Annotated in this window: 12 protein-coding genes; 5 read left to right on the top strand and 7 right to left on the bottom strand. The window is 72.6% G+C overall.

The window, feature by feature from the left end; translation table 11 throughout:
• Positions 1-35: 35 nt before the first annotated feature.
• Positions 36-3,665, bottom strand: coding sequence for a transcription-repair coupling factor (gene mfd, locus ACLQ26_RS07855; RefSeq protein WP_425743809.1), 3,630 nt, complete (start codon positions 3,663-3,665; stop codon positions 36-38).
• Between the two features lie 442 nt (positions 3,666-4,107).
• Between mfd and ACLQ26_RS07850 the strand changes: the two genes are divergently transcribed.
• Positions 4,108-5,028: a helix-turn-helix domain-containing protein gene (locus ACLQ26_RS07850; RefSeq protein WP_425743808.1), complete on the top strand. Its 921-nt coding sequence runs from the start codon at positions 4,108-4,110 to the stop codon at positions 5,026-5,028.
• Positions 5,029-5,426: 398 nt separating this feature from the next.
• Here the strand turns inward: ACLQ26_RS07850 and ACLQ26_RS07845 are convergent, their stop codons facing one another.
• Both ACLQ26_RS07845 and ACLQ26_RS07840 read right to left on the bottom strand, forming a co-directional pair.
• Positions 5,427-6,077, bottom strand: a complete 651-nt coding sequence (locus tag ACLQ26_RS07845) for a response regulator (protein ID WP_425744386.1) — start codon at positions 6,075-6,077, stop codon at positions 5,427-5,429.
• Positions 6,078-6,082: 5 nt separating this feature from the next.
• Positions 6,083-7,318, bottom strand: a complete 1,236-nt coding sequence (locus tag ACLQ26_RS07840) for a sensor histidine kinase (protein ID WP_425743807.1) — start codon at positions 7,316-7,318, stop codon at positions 6,083-6,085.
• Positions 7,319-7,528: 210 nt separating this feature from the next.
• Between ACLQ26_RS07840 and ACLQ26_RS07835 the strand changes: the two genes are divergently transcribed.
• Positions 7,529-8,686 carry a serine hydrolase domain-containing protein gene (locus ACLQ26_RS07835; protein ID WP_425743806.1) on the top strand — a complete coding sequence of 386 codons (1,158 nt, stop codon included), beginning with the start codon at positions 7,529-7,531 and terminating at the stop codon, positions 8,684-8,686.
• A gap of 44 nt (positions 8,687-8,730) precedes the next feature.
• Here ACLQ26_RS07835 and ACLQ26_RS07830 read toward each other — a convergent pair whose 3' ends face one another.
• Positions 8,731-9,771 carry a S66 family peptidase gene (locus ACLQ26_RS07830; RefSeq protein WP_425743805.1) on the bottom strand — a complete coding sequence of 347 codons (1,041 nt, stop codon included), beginning with the start codon at positions 9,769-9,771 and terminating at the stop codon, positions 8,731-8,733.
• A gap of 84 nt (positions 9,772-9,855) precedes the next feature.
• On the opposite strand from ACLQ26_RS07830, the gene ACLQ26_RS07825 reads away from it, so the two are divergent.
• Complete coding sequence (locus ACLQ26_RS07825) at positions 9,856-10,869, top strand: hypothetical protein (RefSeq protein ID WP_425743804.1); 1,014 nt, start codon at positions 9,856-9,858, stop codon at positions 10,867-10,869.
• Positions 10,870-10,997: 128 nt separating this feature from the next.
• Entirely contained in the window at positions 10,998-13,784 is a 2,787-nt protein-coding gene (gene ppc, locus ACLQ26_RS07820) for a phosphoenolpyruvate carboxylase (protein ID WP_425743803.1), read from the top strand.
• A 162-nt stretch (positions 13,785-13,946) separates the two neighbouring features.
• Here ppc and ACLQ26_RS07815 read toward each other — a convergent pair whose 3' ends face one another.
• Positions 13,947-14,777, bottom strand: coding sequence for a hypothetical protein (locus ACLQ26_RS07815; protein ID WP_425743802.1), 831 nt, complete (start codon positions 14,775-14,777; stop codon positions 13,947-13,949).
• 54 nt (positions 14,778-14,831) lie between these two features.
• On the opposite strand from ACLQ26_RS07815, the gene ACLQ26_RS07810 reads away from it, so the two are divergent.
• Positions 14,832-15,980 (top strand): DNA recombination protein RmuC, encoded by a 1,149-nt coding sequence (locus ACLQ26_RS07810; RefSeq protein WP_425743801.1) that lies wholly within the window; start codon positions 14,832-14,834, stop codon positions 15,978-15,980.
• A 23-nt stretch (positions 15,981-16,003) separates the two neighbouring features.
• Here ACLQ26_RS07810 and ACLQ26_RS07805 read toward each other — a convergent pair whose 3' ends face one another.
• Positions 16,004-16,414 carry a hypothetical protein gene (locus tag ACLQ26_RS07805; protein WP_425743800.1) on the bottom strand — a complete coding sequence of 137 codons (411 nt, stop codon included), beginning with the start codon at positions 16,412-16,414 and terminating at the stop codon, positions 16,004-16,006.
• A 197-nt stretch (positions 16,415-16,611) separates the two neighbouring features.
• Positions 16,612-17,655: a 4-hydroxy-3-methylbut-2-enyl diphosphate reductase gene (locus ACLQ26_RS07800; protein ID WP_425743798.1), complete on the bottom strand. Its 1,044-nt coding sequence runs from the start codon at positions 17,653-17,655 to the stop codon at positions 16,612-16,614.
• Between the last annotated feature and the right edge of the window lie 100 nt (positions 17,656-17,755).

Genomic DNA, 17,755 nt, shown 5'->3' with positions numbered 1-17,755 from the left:
CTCATGCCCTTCCGCCCGCTGTGACGGCCCCCACCTCACCCGGCCGCGGCGACAAGCGGGGCGGGTGCGCCCAGCACGTCGGAGAGCAGTTGCGCGCACCACTCGAGCAGCGCCTGGTCCCGCAGGGGCTCGCCGCCGATCCGACGGGTGGTCGGCCGGGGCACGCTTACCTGGTCGGTGGCCAGCTTGTAGACCGCGTCCGGGTGGTAGCGCTTGAGCCGCATCTGCTTCGAGTCGGGCAGCGGCAGCGGCCCGAACCGCACGTGCTTGCCCTGCATGGACACGTCGGTCAGGCCGTACCGGCGGGCCAGCAGGCGGAACCGGGCCACAGCCACCAGGTTCTGCACGGGGGCCGGCGGCTCGCCGTACCGGTCGGTCATCTCGGCCACGACCTCGGTCAGCCGCTCCTCGTCGCGGGCCTCGGCGAGCTTGCGGTACATCTCCAGGCGCAGCCGCTCCACGCTCACGTAGTCGTGCGGCAGGTGCGCGTCGACCGGCAGGTCGATCTTGACGTCGACCTCCTCCTCCGGCCGCTCACCCTTGAACGCCGACACCGCCTCGCCGACCATCCGCACGTACAGGTCGAAGCCGACGCCCTCGATGTGACCGGACTGCTCGCCGCCGAGCAGGTTGCCGGCGCCCCGGATCTCCAGGTCCTTCATTGCCACGTACATGCCGGCGCCCAACTCGGTGTGCTGCGCGATGGTGGCCAACCGCTCGTGGGCGTGCTCGGTGAGCGGCTTCTCCGGCGGGTAGAGGAAGTACGCGTACGCCCGCTCCCGACCCCGGCCGACCCGACCGCGGATCTGGTGCAGCTGGGCCAGGCCGAGCAGGTCGGCCCGCTCCACGATCAGGGTGTTGGCGTTCGGGATGTCGATGCCCGACTCGACGATCGTGGTGCAGACCAGGACGTCGAACTCCTTCTCCCAGAAGCCGACCATCACCTTCTCCAGGGCGTCCTCACCCATCTGGCCGTGCGCCACGGCGACCCGCGCCTCCGGGACCAGCTCCCGCAGCCGCCGCGCCGCCCGGTCGATCGACTCGACCCGGTTGTGCAGGTAGAAGACCTGACCGTCGCGCAGCAACTCGCGGTGGATGGACGCCGCCACCTGCCTGTCGTCCTGCGCGCCGACGAAGGTGAGCACCGGGTGCCGCTCCTCCGGCGGGGTGGCGATCGTGGACATCTCCCGGATGCCGGTGATCGCCATCTCCAGGGTGCGCGGGATCGGGGTGGCCGACATGCTCAGCACGTCCACCGAGGCCCGCAGGGTCTTCAGGTGCTCCTTGTGCTCGACGCCGAAGCGCTGCTCCTCGTCGACGATCACCAGACCGAGCTGCTTGAACCGGGTGGCGGTCTGCAACAGCCGGTGGGTGCCGATGACGATGTCGACGGTGCCGTCGGCCACCATCTCCAGCGTCCGCTCGGTCTCCTTCGGGGTCTGGAACCTCGACAGCTGCCGGATCTCGACCGGGAACTGGCTCATCCGCTCGGCGAACGTGTTGTAGTGCTGCTGCACCAGCAGCGTGGTCGGCACCAGCACCGCCACCTGCTTGCCGTCCTGCACGGCCTTGAACGCCGCCCGGACCGCGATCTCGGTCTTGCCGTAGCCGACGTCGCCGCAGATCAGCCGGTCCATCGGGACGGTCTGCTCCATGTCCCGCTTGACCTCGTCGATCGCGGCGAGCTGGTCCGGCGTCTCCTGCCACGGGAACGCGTCCTCCAGCTCCCGCTGCCACGGGGTGTCCGGGCCGAACGAGTGGCCCTTGGACGCCTTGCGGGCGGCGTAGAGCTGGATGAGCTGCGCGGCGATCTCCCGGACCGCCTTGCGGGCCCGCGCCTTGGACTTCTGCCAGTCCGAGCCGCCCATCTTGTGCAGCGTCGGCTGCTCACCGCCCACGTAGCGGGAGAGCTGGTCGAGCTGGTCGGTGGGGACGAAGAGCCGGTCGCCGGGCTGGCCGCGCTTGCTGGCCGCGTACTCGATGACCAGGTATTCCCGGCTGGCGCCGTTGACGGTGCGCTGCACCAGCTCGACGTACCGGCCGATGCCGTGCTGCTCGTGCACCACGAAGTCGCCGGCCTTGAGCTCCAGCGGGTCGATGGTGTTGCGCCGCCGGCTCGGCATCTTGCGCATGTCCCGCGTCGAGGTGCCCCGACCGCCTGTCACGTCGTTGCCGGTGAGCAGCACGAAACGGGACGCCTCGTCGACGAACCCGCTGCTCAGCGCGCCGCAGGTGACGACCAGCTCGCCGGGGGCCGGCGCGGTCGGCACCTCCTCGGTCAGCCGGGCGCCCAGCCCGGCGTCGCGCAGCACCTCCACCGCCCGCTGGGCGGGGCCGTGCCCCTCGAAGACCAGCGCGATCGACCAGCCCTCGCCGGCCCAGCGCTTCAGGTCGTCGACGACGCGCGACGTCTCACCGTGGTAGAGCGGCGCCGGCTGGGCGGCGAGGGTCACCGCGATGGCGTCGTCAGGGGTGACCGCGGCCTGCTCGGGCGCGTCCTCCCAGGGCTGCCGCGTCTCGGCCGTCTCGGCCTCAACCAGACCGAACGGGGACAGCGTCCACCACGGCTGGCCGAGCGCGCCGGCGGTGGCGCGGACCTCGCCGAGCGTGCGGAAGGCGGCGGCGCCGACGTCCACCGGGGCCTGGCCGCCGACCGCGGCGGCGGCCCAGCTGGCCTGCAAGAACTCCTCCGACGTACGCACCAGGTCGTGCGCCCTCGTGCGGATCCGCTCCGGGTCGCACAGCAGGACGTGGGTGCCGGCCGGCATGGCGTCGAGCAGCAGCTCCAGCGAGTCGGGGCCGACAAGCACCGGAGCCAGCGACTCCATCCCCTCCACCGGGATGCCCTCGGCCAGCTTGTCGAGGATCTCGGCCAGCTCGGGGTGCTGCTCGGCGAGCGCGGCGGCCCGGGCACGCACCTCCGGGGTGAGCAGCAGCTCACGGCAGGGCGGCGCCCAGAGCAGCGGAACCTGCTCGATGGTCCGCTGGTCGGCGACGGCGAAGGTACGGATCTCCTCCACCTCGTCGCCCCAGAACTCGACCCGGGACGGGTGCTCGTCGGTGGGCGGGAAGACGTCCAGGATGCCGCCGCGCACCGCGAACTCGCCGCGCTTGGTGACCAGGTCCACCCGGGCGTACGCCATGTCGACCAGGCGGTGGGCGACCTCCTCCAGATCCGCCTCCTCACCGGCGGCGAGCTGCACCGGCTCCAGGTCACCGAGGCCCTTGAGCTGCGGTTGCAGCACCGACCGGACGGGTGCCACGACCACCCGCAGCGGCCCGGTGCCGCCGTGTGCGTCGGTCGCCTCCGGGTGCGCGAGGCGGCGCAGCACGGCCAGCCGGCGGCCCACCGTGTCCGAGCGGGGGGAGAGCCGCTCGTGCGGCAGCGTCTCCCAGGAGGGGAAGACCACCACCTGCTCCGGCGGCAGCAACCCGCCGAGCGCGGCGGCCAGATCGTCGGCCTCCCGGGTGGTGGCGGTCACCGCCAGCACCGGTCGCCCGGCCCCCTGCTCGTCGGCGGCGACCGCCGCGACGGCGAACGGACGCAGCGCGGCGGGAGCGGTGATGTCGAGGCCGTCGACCTGGGCGGCACCGGAGCGCGCCAGGTCACGCGCCCGGGTCAGCCCGGGGTCGGCCAGGGCGGCGGAGAACAGACCGGTGAGCAAGGCAAACCTTTCCGGGGAGTCGACGCACACGACTGCGGCCCCTCGTCCAGCCGGACGGGGGGTGCACGCCCACAAGCCTATCCCCGTCCACCGACAGCCACCCCCTTCCGCCCAGGTCCGGTGTCACCCCGGCGCGTCGCCCCGCGCCCCTCCCTCCCGCACCGCGCGCCCCGCACGCCACCCCGGTCCCAAGATCCGCGCAACTTCCCGGAAGTTGCTGCTTCCGAGGCGCGGGAGGCAGCACTTTCCCTGATGTCGTGCGGATCTTGAGGCCGTCGTCGGCCGGTGACCACGCGACCGCGACGCCGGGTCCGTGTGCGGCCGACCAACGTCAACAGCAGCGCCGGCTGATCCACCGCGTCGGGCGAGGGCTGGACGGAGGGGATGGCGAGTCGGCACCATTCCTACGGAGAGTCGACGGTCGCCGCGCTAGGGGGAAGCGATGCCCGCTGAGGGAGTCGGCAGTGATCCGCGTCGCCGCACGACGCCCGCGCGGTGGCGGGTGCTGGGGCACCCGGACGGGATGTTGATCTACCAGGTGCGCTGCATCGTGGAAGACCACGGCTGGACGGAGACCGCCGCGGAGGACCGGCACAAGATCGTGCTGGGTCGTTCCGGGGCGTACCGGCGGCGGCTCAACGGCAGGGTGGGGCTCTCCGACGCCACTTCGGTCCTGCTCACCCGACCCGGCGACGAGATGGCGGTGGCGCACCCGTTCGGCTGCGGCGACTCGTACACCTGCCTGGAGATCGATTCGGCGGTGCTCAGGGAACGGCCGGACGCCGAGCGCTGGCTGGGCCAGGACGGCTGGGCCGGCACGTCGGATGCCACCCTGGACCTGGCGCACCGCCTGCTGGTGGCCGAGTTCCGGCGTGGGCTGGACGGGTTCGAGATGGCCGAACGGCTCCAGCGGTTCCTGGCCCGCCTGCTGCACCACAGCGCCCTCCACTCCGACGACCCGGGCGCCGAGGTGGAGCGGGCCGTCCGTCGACGGCCGGCGACGCTTGCCGCGCACCGGCGGCTCGCCGACCAGGCCCGGGAGGTGCTCGCCAACTCCGGGTTCACGATGGGCCTGGACGAGGTGGCCCGGCAGGTGGGCAGTTCGCCCCACCACCTCAGCCGGGTGTTCCAACGAATGACCGGCAGCAGCCTGACCGCCTACCGCAACCGGTTGCGGGTCCGTGCGGTGCTGGACACGCTCGCCGAGCCCGACGGCCGGCCACTCGGCGCGCTCGCCAGCGAGTACGGCTTCGCCGACCAGGCACACCTGACCCGGGTGGTCCGCGAGCAGGTGGGCCACCCACCGGCCCGACTGCGCCGCCTACTCACCGCGACCGGCGAAGACCCGACCGGAGCGGCCTGACCGGAGCGGCCTGACCGGAGCGGCCTGACCGAAGGCGGTCGGAGGTGCCGCACGGGGGGCGTGCGGCACCTCCTCAGGCACGCGCGAACGCGGCCCGCCCAAGGCCCGGCCGGGGGCGTCGGACCTCCCCGAACAGGTCCGCGTGCCCGAGGGGCCGCCCCCTGGGGCGGCCTCCGGACCGACGTGATCCATCCTTCCGGCGTGCCCGTCCACGGTCTTGAAGAAAATTGCTCGTATCGCCGGCCCTCGATCGCATCGACGCCGACAGCAACAGCGGGCGACGGGCAGCGGGCAGCGGACAGCGGGCGACGGGCAGCGGGCAGCGGGCAGCGGGCAGCCACAACGGCGGACGGCGACGGCGGACAGCGACGGCACCGGCAGAGTGCGACGGCGACGCGTCACCGTCCGGACTGGAGGTACCGCAACACCGCGAGGACCCGACGGTGATCGGTCTCGGTGGGCGGCAGGCCGAGCTTGCCGAAGATGCTGGTGATGTGCTTCTCCACCGCCCCCACGCTGAGGAACAGCGCGGAGGCGATCGCCACGTTCGCGCGTCCCTCGGCCATCAGGGCCAGCACGGCCCGTTCCCGCTCCGAGAGGCCGGCCAGGCGCCCGGGGCCCCGGGCCGCGCCGAGGAGCTGCGTCACCACCTCCGGATCGAGCACTGTCGCGCCATCGGCGACGCGGGTCAGGGCGTCGACGAACTCGCCGACCTCGGCCACCCGGTCCTTCAGCAGGTAACCGACACCCTCGGCACCGCCAGCGAGGAGCTGCGCCGCGTACCGGGTCTCCACGTACTGGGAGAAGAGCAGCACCGGCGTACCGGGATGGGCGGCGCGTACGGCGAGCGCGGCCCGCAGCCCTTCGTCGGTGTACGTCGGCGGCATCCGGATGTCGATCACTGCGACGTCGGGGCGGTGTTCGTCGACGGCGGCCCGCAACGCCTCCGGGTCGGCAACGGCGGCGAGCACCAGGTGACCTCGGTCGGCGAGCAGGTAGCTGAGCCCGTCGCGGAGGATCCCGGAGTCCTCGGCGATGACCACGCGCAGCCCGGTCATCGCCGCACCGGGAGTTCCAGGGTGACAAGCGTCGGCCCACCCGGTGGGCTGTCGATCCGCATCGTGCCGTCCACGGTGCGGGCCCGGTCGCGCAGGCCGGCCAGCCCGCCGCCGGGCAGCGCGTGTGTCGTTTTCCCGATCACGGCACCGCCGCCGCCGTCGTCCGCGACCTGCACCCGCAGCAGGCCGTCGAGTTGCCGTACCTCGACTGTCGCCCGCTGGGCCGCCGCGTGCTTGGCGACGTTTGTGAGCAGCTCGGCGACGCAGTAGTAGACGGTCGTCTCGACGGCAGGTGACTGTCTGTCGCGCACCTCGACCCGTAGCCGCACGGGTACGGCGCCCCGCGCCACCAGGGTGTCCAGCGCCGCCTCCAGACCGTTGTCGAGCATCGGCGGATGAATGCCCCGGGCCAGGTCACGAAGGTCGGTGATGGCGATCTTCGCGTCCCGGTGTGCCGTCTCCACGAGCGCCCTGGCCTCGGGCGCGGCGTCACCGGCGAGCTTCTCCTTGGCCAGGCCGAGTTTCATGGCCAGGGCGACCAGTTGCGCCTGCGTACCGTCGTGCAGGTCGCGCTCGATGCGGCGCAGCAGCGCGGCGGCGTCGTCGACGGCCAGCGCGCGGGCCTCTTCGAGGTCGTCGACCCGCTCGTCGAGGCTGGTCGGGCCGAGCAGGCCGCGGATCAGCAGCCCGTCCAGGAGCAGGATCAGGCGCAGCAGCCAGGTGCCGGCGAGGAGCATCCCGGCGCCGATCCCGGCCAGCAGGAACGACCGGGGCCAGGTGTCGAACAGGAAGTCACCGAGTTGCAGGGCGGGGCGCTGCGACCACCAGAGGGGATGGCTGAGCAGGAACACCGGGTAGCAGAGGAAGGCTGCGATCACCGCCGTCGCCACCAGGGTCACCGGCAGCTTCACGATCAGGTACGCCAGCGCCCGCCAGCCGGTGGCATCACCGAGGCCGCTCTGGACGTACCCCACCGGCCCGGGCCGTCGTCGGACCGGTCGCGGGCCCGCCACCCGCAACCCCAGCGTCGCCCGGGCCAGCGCGCGGTGCAGCCACCCCCAACCGCGAGCGCCGAGGACGCCGGAGGAGAGCAGCGGCAGGCCGAGCAGCGTCAACGCGAGCGCCCCGCCGACGACCACCGTGACGACGGCGTACGCGAACCCGACCACCGCCAGCGGCAGGCTGGCCAGCACGTACCCGACCTGGTTGCGGAGCTGCCGGAGACGCGTCATCTGATCCTCCCGACCGTGCCGGACGACACCGTCCCGGACGAGCCGGCAGCGGGTGTTCCGGATCAGCATGCCCGGATGCGGACCGTCCGCCCAGCCGGACAACCCGTCGGGTTAACCCCACCCCATCGGCGGGAGAGCCACATGCCGCTGCGGTCCACAGGCCGGCACTGTCGACGGCATCACACGTTTCGTCGATGGGAGCAGGTCGTGATGCGTTCGTTCTGGACGGTGGTGGTGTCGGTAGGCACGATTGTCGCCACCCTCGCCGTTCCACCTCAACCGGTCCGCGCCGACAATCAGGCACCGGAACGCCGGGCACTGGCTGCCGCGCTCGACCAACTGGTCGCGGACGGCTTCCCCGCCGCGGTGGCCTACGGGCGGGTGGACGGCCGACGGTGGCAGTTGGCGGCGGGAGTGGCCGACCGGGCGACCGGAGCGCGGGCCCGGCCCGAGGATCGTTTCCGGATCGCCAGCAACACCAAGGCGTTCGTCTCCACTGTGCTGCTGCAACTGGTGGGCGAGGGCCGACTGACCCTCGACGACCCGGTCGAGCGCTGGCTGCCGGGGGTCGTCCACGGTAACGGCAACGACGGTTCGACGGTCAGCGTGCGGCAGTTGCTCAACCACACCAGCGGCATCTGGGACCCGACCGGCGAACGGAGCTTCTGGGCCCCGTACCTGGACGAGCACGACTGGGACCGGGTCATCACGCCCCGTACGGTGATCGCCCTGGCGGTGGCGCACCGGCCGGACTTCGCGCCCGGCGCCTCGTGGCGCTACTCGAACACCAACTATCTGCTGGCCGGTCTGGTCATCGAGGCGGTCACCGGCCGGGACGCGGCGACCGAGGTGCGGCGGCGGATCATCGGGCCGCTCGGCCTGAGTCGGACCTCGTTCCCGATCACCGACCCGGAGATCCACGGCCGGCATCTGCACGGCTACGACCTGACCGGCCGGGATGTGACGGTGTTCAGCCCGTCGTACGACTGGACGGCCGGGGCGATGATCTCGACGACGGCTGACCTGGCGCGGTTCCATCGGGCGTTGTTCGGCGGACGACTGCTCGCGCCGGCACAGCAGCGAGAACTGGAGACCGTGGTGCCGATGGGCGACTCGCCGAGCGAGTACGGCCTGGGGGTGCAGCGGGTGATGCTGCCGTGCGCGTCGGGCGCGATCGGAGTGTGGACGACCGACGGGGGCGGGCCGGGCTTCACCAGCATTGCGGTGACCAGCCTCGACAACTCCCGGCAGCTCGTCCTGGCCGCAAACGTCTTCGACATCGACCGGGACGTCCAGGGGCAGCCCAGGGTGCCGTCGAGCGAGGGTTTCCTGGCCGCCCTGCGATCGGTCCTCTGCGCGACCGACTGAGCTGCGACCGTGCACCGCCCGCCGCTGCGGGCGGTGCACGGATCTCAGTAGCGCACCGCGATGCGGCCCTCGATGGCGTCGACGCGGATCTCCCCGCCGTAGGGGATGATCAACTGCGGGTCGGTGTGGCCGAGGTCGACGTCGAACACCACGACCGCGTCCGGGTTGTAGGGCGCCAGGGCGCGGGTGATGGCGTCCCGCTGGGCCTCGCCCCAGGCCCGCCGCTCGGGCACCGTCAGCGGCTTGTCGAAGTCCCAGGCCTTGGGCCGGCCGACGACGATCGCGGGGAAGGCGGCGAGCAGCCCCCGCTCCCCCAGGTTCCGCACGATCCGGAAGACCTCCTTGGCGCTGGGCATCTCCTGCGAGGTCTCGACGACCAGCACCGACCCGGTCAGCTCGTCGACGCTCGGCACCCGGTCGGTGGCCAGCAGCCAGTGCACGATCTCCAGGCAGCCGCCCCAGGTGCGCCCCCGTACGACCCGCGCCGGCCCCTGCCAGCGCCAGCCCTCACCCGGCAGCATCTCCGGCTCGTGCGCCAACGTCTCCGGCTCGGTCCACGAGTTGGGTCGGTCGCCCCACTCGCGGGCGGGCGACAACTCGTACCAGCCGCTTGTGAACAGGGCGGCGCGCAGCGAGTCGAAGGTCAGCGGGTGTGGCCGGCCCGGCCGGCCGAGGTGCACAAGCACCGAGCCGCCGTGGTAGGCGACGATCCCCAGCCGGTAGAGGTGGTTGAGCACGTTCGTGTTGTCGGAGTAGCCGAAGTAGGGCTTCGGATTGGCCCGCAGCACGTCGTCGTCGAGGTGCGGGGTGACAGTGATCAGGTCGTCGCCGCCGACGGTGGCGAGCACGGCGGTGATCGTCGGGTCGGCGAAGGCGGCGGTCAGGTCGCGCGCCCGGTCACGCGGGTCGGCCCCCAACTCGCGTGTCGTCGGGTACTCCACGGGCTCCAGCCCGAGTTCCGTGCGCAGCCGGCGGAGCCCCAACTCGTGCACGTGCGGGAAGATCGCCGGCAGTCCGGCGGAGGGGGAGACGACCGCGACCCGGTCGCCCGGCTTCGGTTTGGCGGGGTAGCTCGGTGACACCATGATCAGACGCTAACCGCCGGCACCAGGGGTTTTCCGCCCGCAGAAACGCCACAAGCAGGGCAAAAGCCCCCTTAGGCTGGCCTGGTGGACGAGGCGTCGGAGGTCCGGGTACGCGACTGGCTCCCCCGTACCACCGGTCTGCTGCTCGGCACCCTCGCGCTGGCCACCGCCTTCATCGCCGCGTACGTCGGCGCGCTGCACCAGCCCCACCCCCGCGACGTGCCGGTCGGCGTGGCGGCCAGCGACCAGTCCGCGCGCACGGTCCTGGCCGCCGTCCGCGACCGGACCAACAAGATCAAAGCCATCGAGTACGCCGACCCGGGCGCCGCCGACGACGGCCTGACCAGCCGCGAGGTGTACGCCGTGCTCAGCGCGGCCCCCGACGGCGGGCTCGTCCTGACCACCGCCAGCGCCGGCGCGCCGTCCGCCACCGACCTGGTCATCCAGGTGCTCACCAGCGCCGCCCAGCAGGCCCGGGTTCCGCTGCGGGTGACCGACGAGGTCCCGGTGGCCGGCACCGACCCCCGCGGCCTGGTCCCCTTCTACCTCGCCATCGGGTACGTCCTCGGCGGATACCTGGCCTCGACAGTGCTCGGCATCTCCGCCGGCACCGCCCCGCGCACCCCGCGCGACGCCGGACTGCGCATCGGCGCGCTCGCCGTCTACAGCGTGGTGCTCGGCATCGCCGGGGCGGTGATCGTCGGCCCGGTGCTTGACGTCTGGCACCACGATCTGCCGGCCATCGCGGGCACGGGAATGCTGGCCGCCTTCGCCGCCGCGATGGTCGCCGCCGCCGTCCAGGGCTGGCTGGGCGTCCTCGGCACCGGGCTGGTAATCCTGTTGCTGGTGGTGCTCGGCAACCCGGGCTCCGGTGGCATCTACGCCCCCGAGTTCCTGCCCACCTGGCTGCGCGGCATGCACCGATGGAACGTCCCCGGCCTGGCCACCGACCTGATCAAGTCGGCCGTGTACTTCGACATGCGCTCGATCGGCTGGCCGCTTACCGGTCTGGCGCTCTGGGCGGTGCTCGCGCTTGCCGCCCTGCTCGGCGCGACCCGGATACGGGGGCGCCGGGCGATCCACCGCGCAAGACCCTGAAGTGATCTCCGAGGTGTTCCGTGTCACGGCCCGGTATGCGGAGAGCCCCTCCTGCCAGCCGGCCCGGCGCGGATACCATCCAGGGAGTCGGACAGCGCTGTCCTTCGTACTCACGTAAGGAGCGCATCGTGACCGACCAGCATGACCACGACGGCCCGGACGCCGCGCTGCGCGCTGACATCCGCCGACTCGGCACCCTGCTCGGCCAGACGCTGGCCCGCCAGGAGGGCCGCCCGCTGCTCGACCTCGTCGAGGAGATCCGCGCCCAGGTCCGCTCCGACGTCCCGGCCGCCGCCCAGCGGCTCGGCGGGCTCGACGTGACCACCGGCACCAAGCTGGCCCGCGCGTTCTCCACCTACTTCCACCTGGCCAACATCACCGAACAGGTGCACCGCGCTCGGGACCTGCGTCGCCGCCGCGCCGTGCAGGGCGGCTGGCTGGACCAGGCGGCCAAGATGATCGCCGAGCGGGGGGTGCCGGCCGAGGAGATCGCCGCCGCGGCCCGCCGGCTGGCGGTCCGGCCGGTCTTCACCGCCCACCCGACCGAGGCGGCCCGCCGCTCGATCCTGTCCAAGCTGCGGGCCATCGCCGACGAGCTGGACAACGAGACCGCCAACGCGATCCTCTACGGCGCCAGCGACGAGGGCCCGGCCAACCGCAGGCTGGCCGAACTGCTGGACCTGATGTGGCAGACCGACGAGCTGCGCCTCGACCGGCCCGACCCGACCGACGAGGCCCGCAACGCCATCTACTACCTGCGCGACCTGTACGCCGAGGCCGCCCCGCAGGTGCTGGACGACCTGGCCGACACGCTGCGCACCCTCGGCGTGGAGACGTCCCCGACGGCCCGCCCGCTGAGCTTCGGCACCTGGATCGGCGGCGACCGCGACGGCAACCCGTTCGTCACCCCGGCGGTCACCCGCGAGGTGCTGACCATCCAGCACGAGCACGGCATCGCGGCCACCGAGAAGGCGATGGACCACCTGATCAACGAGGTGTCGGTGTCCCGCCGACTGCGCGGGGTGTCGCTGGACCTCTCCGCCAGCCTCGCCGCCGACCTCGACGCGCTGCCCGAGGTGGCGCAGCGGTTCCGTCGGGTCAACGCCGAGGAGCCGTACCGGCTCAAGGCGCGCTGCGTGAAGGCCAAGCTGGCCAACACCCGGCAGCGGCTGCGCCAGGGCACCGCGCACGTCCCGGGCCGCGACTACCGCGGCTCCGCCGAGCTGATCGCCGACCTGGACCTGCTGCGCGCCTCGCTGGCCCGCAACTCCGGGCAGCTCACCGCCGTCGGCCGACTGGCCTCCACCATCCGGACGGTCTCCGCGTTCGGCCTGCACCTCGCGACGATGGACGTCCGGGAGCACGCCGAGAAGCACCACGAGGTGCTCACCCAGCTGTACGGCGCCGTCGGCGAGGTGTCCGACTACCCGTCGTTGAGCCGGTTGGAGCGCACCAAGCTGCTCGCCGACGAGCTGACCGGCCGTCGACCGCTCTCCACCCTGGACACCCCGCTGACCGAGAGCGCCCGCAAGACGTTCGACGTGTTCAGCACGATCCGCGAGGCGCAGGACCGGTTCGGCAACGAGGTGATCGAGTCGTACATCATCTCGATGACCCTCGGCGTCGACGACGTGCTCGCCGCCGTGGTGCTCGCCCGCGAGGCCGGGCTTGTCGACGTGCACAGCAGCCGAGCCAGGATCGGTTTCGTGCCGCTGCTGGAGACCCCGGGTGAGCTGAACGCCGGCGGCGAGATCCTCGACGAGCTGCTGTCGCTGCCCGCGTACCGGGCGCTCGTCGCGGCCCGCGGCGACGTGCAGGAGGTCATGCTCGGCTACTCCGACTCCAACAAGGAAGCCGGGATCACCACCAGTCAGTGGTCGATCCACCGGGCCCAGCGCGCGCTGCGTGACGTGGCCGCCCGGCACGGCGTACGCCTGCGGCTGTTCCATGGCCGCGGCGGCACTGTCGGGCGCGGCGGCGGCCCGACGCACGAGGCGATCCTGGCGCAGCCGTACGGCACGCTCGACGGCGCGATCAAGGTGACCGAGCAGGGCGAGGTCATCTCCGACAAGTACACCCTGCCCTCGCTGGCGCGGGAGAACCTGGAGCTGACCCTCGCCGCGGTCCTCCAGGCGACGCTGCTGCACACCGCGCCCCGGCAGCCGGCCGAGATGCTGGAACGCTGGGACGCGACAATGGACGTGGTCTCCGAGTCCGCGTTCCGGTCGTACCGGACCCTCGTCGAGGACCCGGACCTGCCTGCGTACTTCTGGGCGTCCACCCCCACCGAGCTGCTGGGCGCGCTGAACATCGGCTCCCGACCGGCGAAGCGACCCAACACCGGCGCCGGGCTGTCCGGGCTGCGGGCCATCCCGTGGGTGTTCGGCTGGACGCAGACCCGGCAGATCGTGCCGGGCTGGTTCGGCGTCGGCTCCGGGCTGGCCGCCGCCCGGGAGGCCGGACTGGCGGACGTCCTCGCCGAGATGCACCGCAACTGGCACTTCTTCCGCACGTTCCTGTCGAACGTCGAGATGATGCTGACCAAGACCGACCTCAGCATCGCCCGCCGGTACGTCGAGACCCTGGTGCCGAAGAAGCTGCACCCCATCTTCGAGCAGATCGAGCGGGAGTACGAGCTGACCAAGCGCGAGGTGCTGGCGGTGACCGCCTCCCCCGCCCTGCTGGAGAACTCGCCTGTGCTCCAGCGCACCCTGGCCGTCCGGGACACCTACCTGGAGCCGCTGCACCACCTCCAGGTGGCCCTGCTGCGGCAGTACCGGGAGTCCGGCGCGGCCGGTCGTGCCGTGGCCACCGCGCCGGGTGGCCGGCGCGCACCCAGCGACGGCACGGCCCTGGAGCGGGCGCTGCTCACCACCGTGAACGGCATCGCCGCCGGCATGCGCAACACCGGCTGACAGGTCAGCACAGCAATCGGGCCCCGGTCGTCACGACCGGGGCCCGTTGCACGTGTCAGCAGGTGATGTTCACGAGTCGGCGGCCCCTGCGCTCGCCGCTGCCGACCCGGTCAGCCGCCGCCGGTGCTCAGCGTCGCCGCCCTCGGTCAGCGGCCCGGGCGCTCACCAGTCGCCGCCGCCGCCGAAGTCACCACCACCGAAGTCACCGCCGCCGGCAAAGTCACCGCCGCCGACGTCGCCCGCCTGGTCGCCGCCGCCGCCGAAGTCGCCACCCTGGTCACCGGCGTCGCCACCCTGGTCACCGCCATCGGCGCCCTGGTCCCCGGCGTAGTCGGCGCCGTCACCGAAGCCCTCCTGGTAGCCCTCGTCGTAGCCGTACCCCGGGTCGGCGAAGGCCGGCGAGAACAGCGCGTCGGCGATCAGCATGCCGCCGAGCACACCGGCCCCCGCGCCCAACGCGGTCTTCCACCACGGCGTCGAATACCAGCCGGCCGGCACCGGCCGGCCCTGGTACCGCCCACCGGGGTAGTAGTAGGGCGTCTGCCGACCGGGCTGCGGGCCGGCCCGGAAGGTCTGCCCCTGCACGTCGACCTCGCGCTCCTTGGTGAGCTGCCCGACGCCCCGCGCGGCGGCCAGCGCCGGCACCTCGGGGCCGGGATCGATGCCCAGCGCGGTCCGCGCCGCCCGGATGTACGCCAGTCCCTCCAGCGCGGTCTCCCGGGCGAGCGCGAACTGGTGCGGCGTACGCGCCTGCTCCAACTGCGAACCCGCCGCGTTGTACCGCTCACCGGCATCGGCCAGCGCCTGGCGGACCGCCGGCTCGTCGCCCTGCAGGGTCAACAGCTGACCACCGAGGCGCTCGTACCAGCGGTGCGCCTCCGCCCGGGCGTCGCCCAGCTCGGTGCGCCGACGGGCGGTGGACTGGGAGCGGATGAGCGCCGCGGCGCCCAGCGCCCCGATCACCACGACCGCGAGGCACAGCACAAGTTCCATGCCATCGAACGTACCCCCGGGTGTCACGTCGTACCCGTCTGGCAAGCTCCGGTGATGGACGTCTCGACGTTGCTGGTGGTGATCGTGTGCCTTGGTGCCGGCGGGGCGGTGGGCTGGCTCGCGGCCCGGTCCCGGTCAGCGGCCGAGATCGCCCGGCTGGATGCCACCCTGACCGCGACCCGGGAGGGCGAGGGGCGGCTGGAGCAGTCCATGCGGGCTTTGAGCTACGAGGCCACCGCGCAGTCCCAGGAGGCGGTGGCCCGTGCCGTGGCGCCGCTGCACGACAGCCTGCGCCGCTACGAGCAGCGGGTCGCCGAACTGGAGCACGACCGCGTCGACGCGTACGCCGAGCTGCGCGAGCAGGTCCGCTCGATGAACGCGGTCTCCGGGGAGCTGCGCACCGAGACCAAGCAGCTGGTCGCCGCGCTGCGCGCGCCGCAGGTGCGGGGTCGCTGGGGCGAGCACCAACTGCGCCGGATCGTGGAGGCGGCCGGCATGCTGGAGCACTGCGACTTCTCCGAGCAGGTCACCGCCGCCACCGACGACCAGGTCGTCCGCCCTGATCTGGTGGTCCGCCTGCACGGCGGCCGGTCGGTGGTGGTGGACGCGAAGGCGCCCTTCGACGCGTACCTCACCGCCATGGAGGCCCGCGACGAGCGCGGCCGGGACACCCACCTCGATGCGCACGCCAGGCACCTGCGGGGGCACGTCGACGCCCTGGCCGCCAAGTCGTACTGGACCGCATTCGACAGCTCGCCCGAGTTCGTGGTCCTGTTCGTGCCCGCCGACCCGTTCCTCGACGTCGCACTCCAGCGCGACCCGACGCTGCTGGAGCACGCGTTCACCCGCAACGTGGTGCTGGCCACGCCTGCCACCCTGGTCGCCCTGCTCCGCACGGTGGCCTACTCGTGGCGACAGGAGGCGCTGGCCCGCAACGCGGTGGCGGTGCACACCCTCGCCCGGGAGCTGTACGGCCGGCTCTCCACCCTCGGTGACCACGTGGGCAAGCTCGGCTCGTCGCTGGCTGGCGCGGTGACCGCCTACAACAGGGCGGTCGGCTCCCTGGAGGCGCGGGTGCTGGTCAGCGCCCGCAAGCTCGCCGAGCTGGGCGTCTCGGACGACGACCTGGCGACCCCCGCCCAGATCGAGTTGACCCCCCGCCAGCCGCAGGCCCCCGAACTGCTCGACGACGCGGACCGCTGACCGCTGCGCGGCCGCCGAGGTCGTCAGCTGCGGTGGGCGCCCTCCACGACGAACGGCGTGCCCTGCTGGCAGGTGGTCATCGTGCCCTTCTCCACCCGGCCGGTGACGGTGACCCGGGCGCCGGCGGTCAGCACGTCCCGCGGGCCACCCACCAGCAGGTACCCGTCGAGCAGCACGCAGTTCGGCTCCACCCCGGCGGTGATCGTGCCGGTGAGTTCGGTGGCGCCGACAGGCGGCGGGACGGTGGGCCCGCCCGGCGACTTGAGTGGCGGGGTGGGCGTGGCCGCCGGGACGGGGGTGCTCGGCGCGGCCGAGGTGGGCTGCCCGCTCGTTGTCGACGGCGTGTCGGGGGTGGCGGGGCCGTTCGTCCCACCGCAGGCGCTCAGCGCCGCGCAGACGACCAGGGCGGGGACGACGAGCCGAAAGGTCCTCATGCCGCCTTCGACGCATGGGAACGGCACGGCGTTCCCGCCGCGATCCGCCGCTTGAGGCGCGGCGTTCCGCCGTGCTCCCGGCCGAAGCGCAGGCGGCGCGGCGCGTCCGACGTGCTCCCCGCCCGGAGCGCAGGGGGCGCGGCGTGTCCGACGTGCTCCCCGGCCGAAGCGCAGGCGGCGCGGCGTGTCCGACGTGCTCAGCCGCGGGCCGCGGCGGCCTTCATGTCCCGCTTCAGTTCCTGCGGAAGCGAGAAGGTCAGCCGCTCGTTGGCGGTGGTGATCTCTTCGACGTCGGCGAAACCGCGCGCGGCCAGGTGCGTCAGCACATCGTTGACCAGGTCCTCCGGGACGCTCGCGCCGGAGGACACCCCGACCGTGCGGGCGTCGGTCAGCCAGGCGTCGTCGATCTCGTGGGCGAAGTCGACCAGGTGACCGGCGCGGGCACCGGCGTCCAGGGCAACCTCGACCAGCCGGACCGAGTTGGAGGAGTTCGTCGAGCCGACGACGATCACCACGTCGCACTCGGGGGCGATCTCCTTGACGACGTGCTGCCGGTTGGACGTGGCGTAGCAGATGTCGTCGCTGGGCGGGGACTGGAGCAGCGGCAGCCGAGTCTTGAGCCGGGCGACCGTCTCCAGCGTCTCGTCCACCGAGAGCGTGGTCTGGGAGAGCCAGACGACCTTCTCCGGGTCACGGACGGTGATCTTGTCGACACCGTCCGGACCGTCCACGAGCTGGATGTGCGCGGGAGCCTCGCCGGCGGTGCCGATGACCTCCTCGTGCCCCTCGTGGCCGATCAGCAGGATGTCGTAGTCCTCGGCGGCGAAGCGCTTCGCCTCCTGGTGCACCTTGGTGACAAGCGGGCAGGTCGCATCGATGGCCTTCAACGAGCGTTCCCGGGCCTGCTCGTAGACCTCGGGTGCCACACCGTGGGCGGAGAAGATGACTGTGGCGCCCTCGGGCACCTCCTCGTTCTCCTCAACGAAGACCGCGCCCTGGGCCTCCAGGGTCTGCACGACGTGCTTGTTGTGCACGATCTGCTTGCGGACGTAGATCGGGGCGCCGTAGAGCTTCAGCGCCTCCTCGACGGTCTGCACGGCGCGATCCACACCTGCGCAGTAGCCGCGGGGCTTGGCCAGGAGCACGCGCTTGCCGGTCCGGAGATCAGTCACCCCCCCATCGTACGTGCCCGCCCAGACCCCGGCCCGGACCCCAACCCCCGCCCGGACGCCGGTGATCATGACGTTATTGCCACGACACGCCGGGTGGTTTCTAGGCTTCAGTGCAACTGATCTTGGTTGTGGTGGAGGTGCTGGTGGCGAGGCCTGGTGTGGTGACGTT

The sequence above is a fragment of the Micromonospora sp. DT43 genome (assembly GCF_049841645.1).
In the GTDB taxonomy this organism is placed as follows: Bacteria; Actinomycetota; Actinomycetes; order Mycobacteriales; family Micromonosporaceae; genus Micromonospora.
Note: the sequence above shows the minus strand (reverse complement) of the source record. Positions and strands in the feature narration are given on the sequence as shown.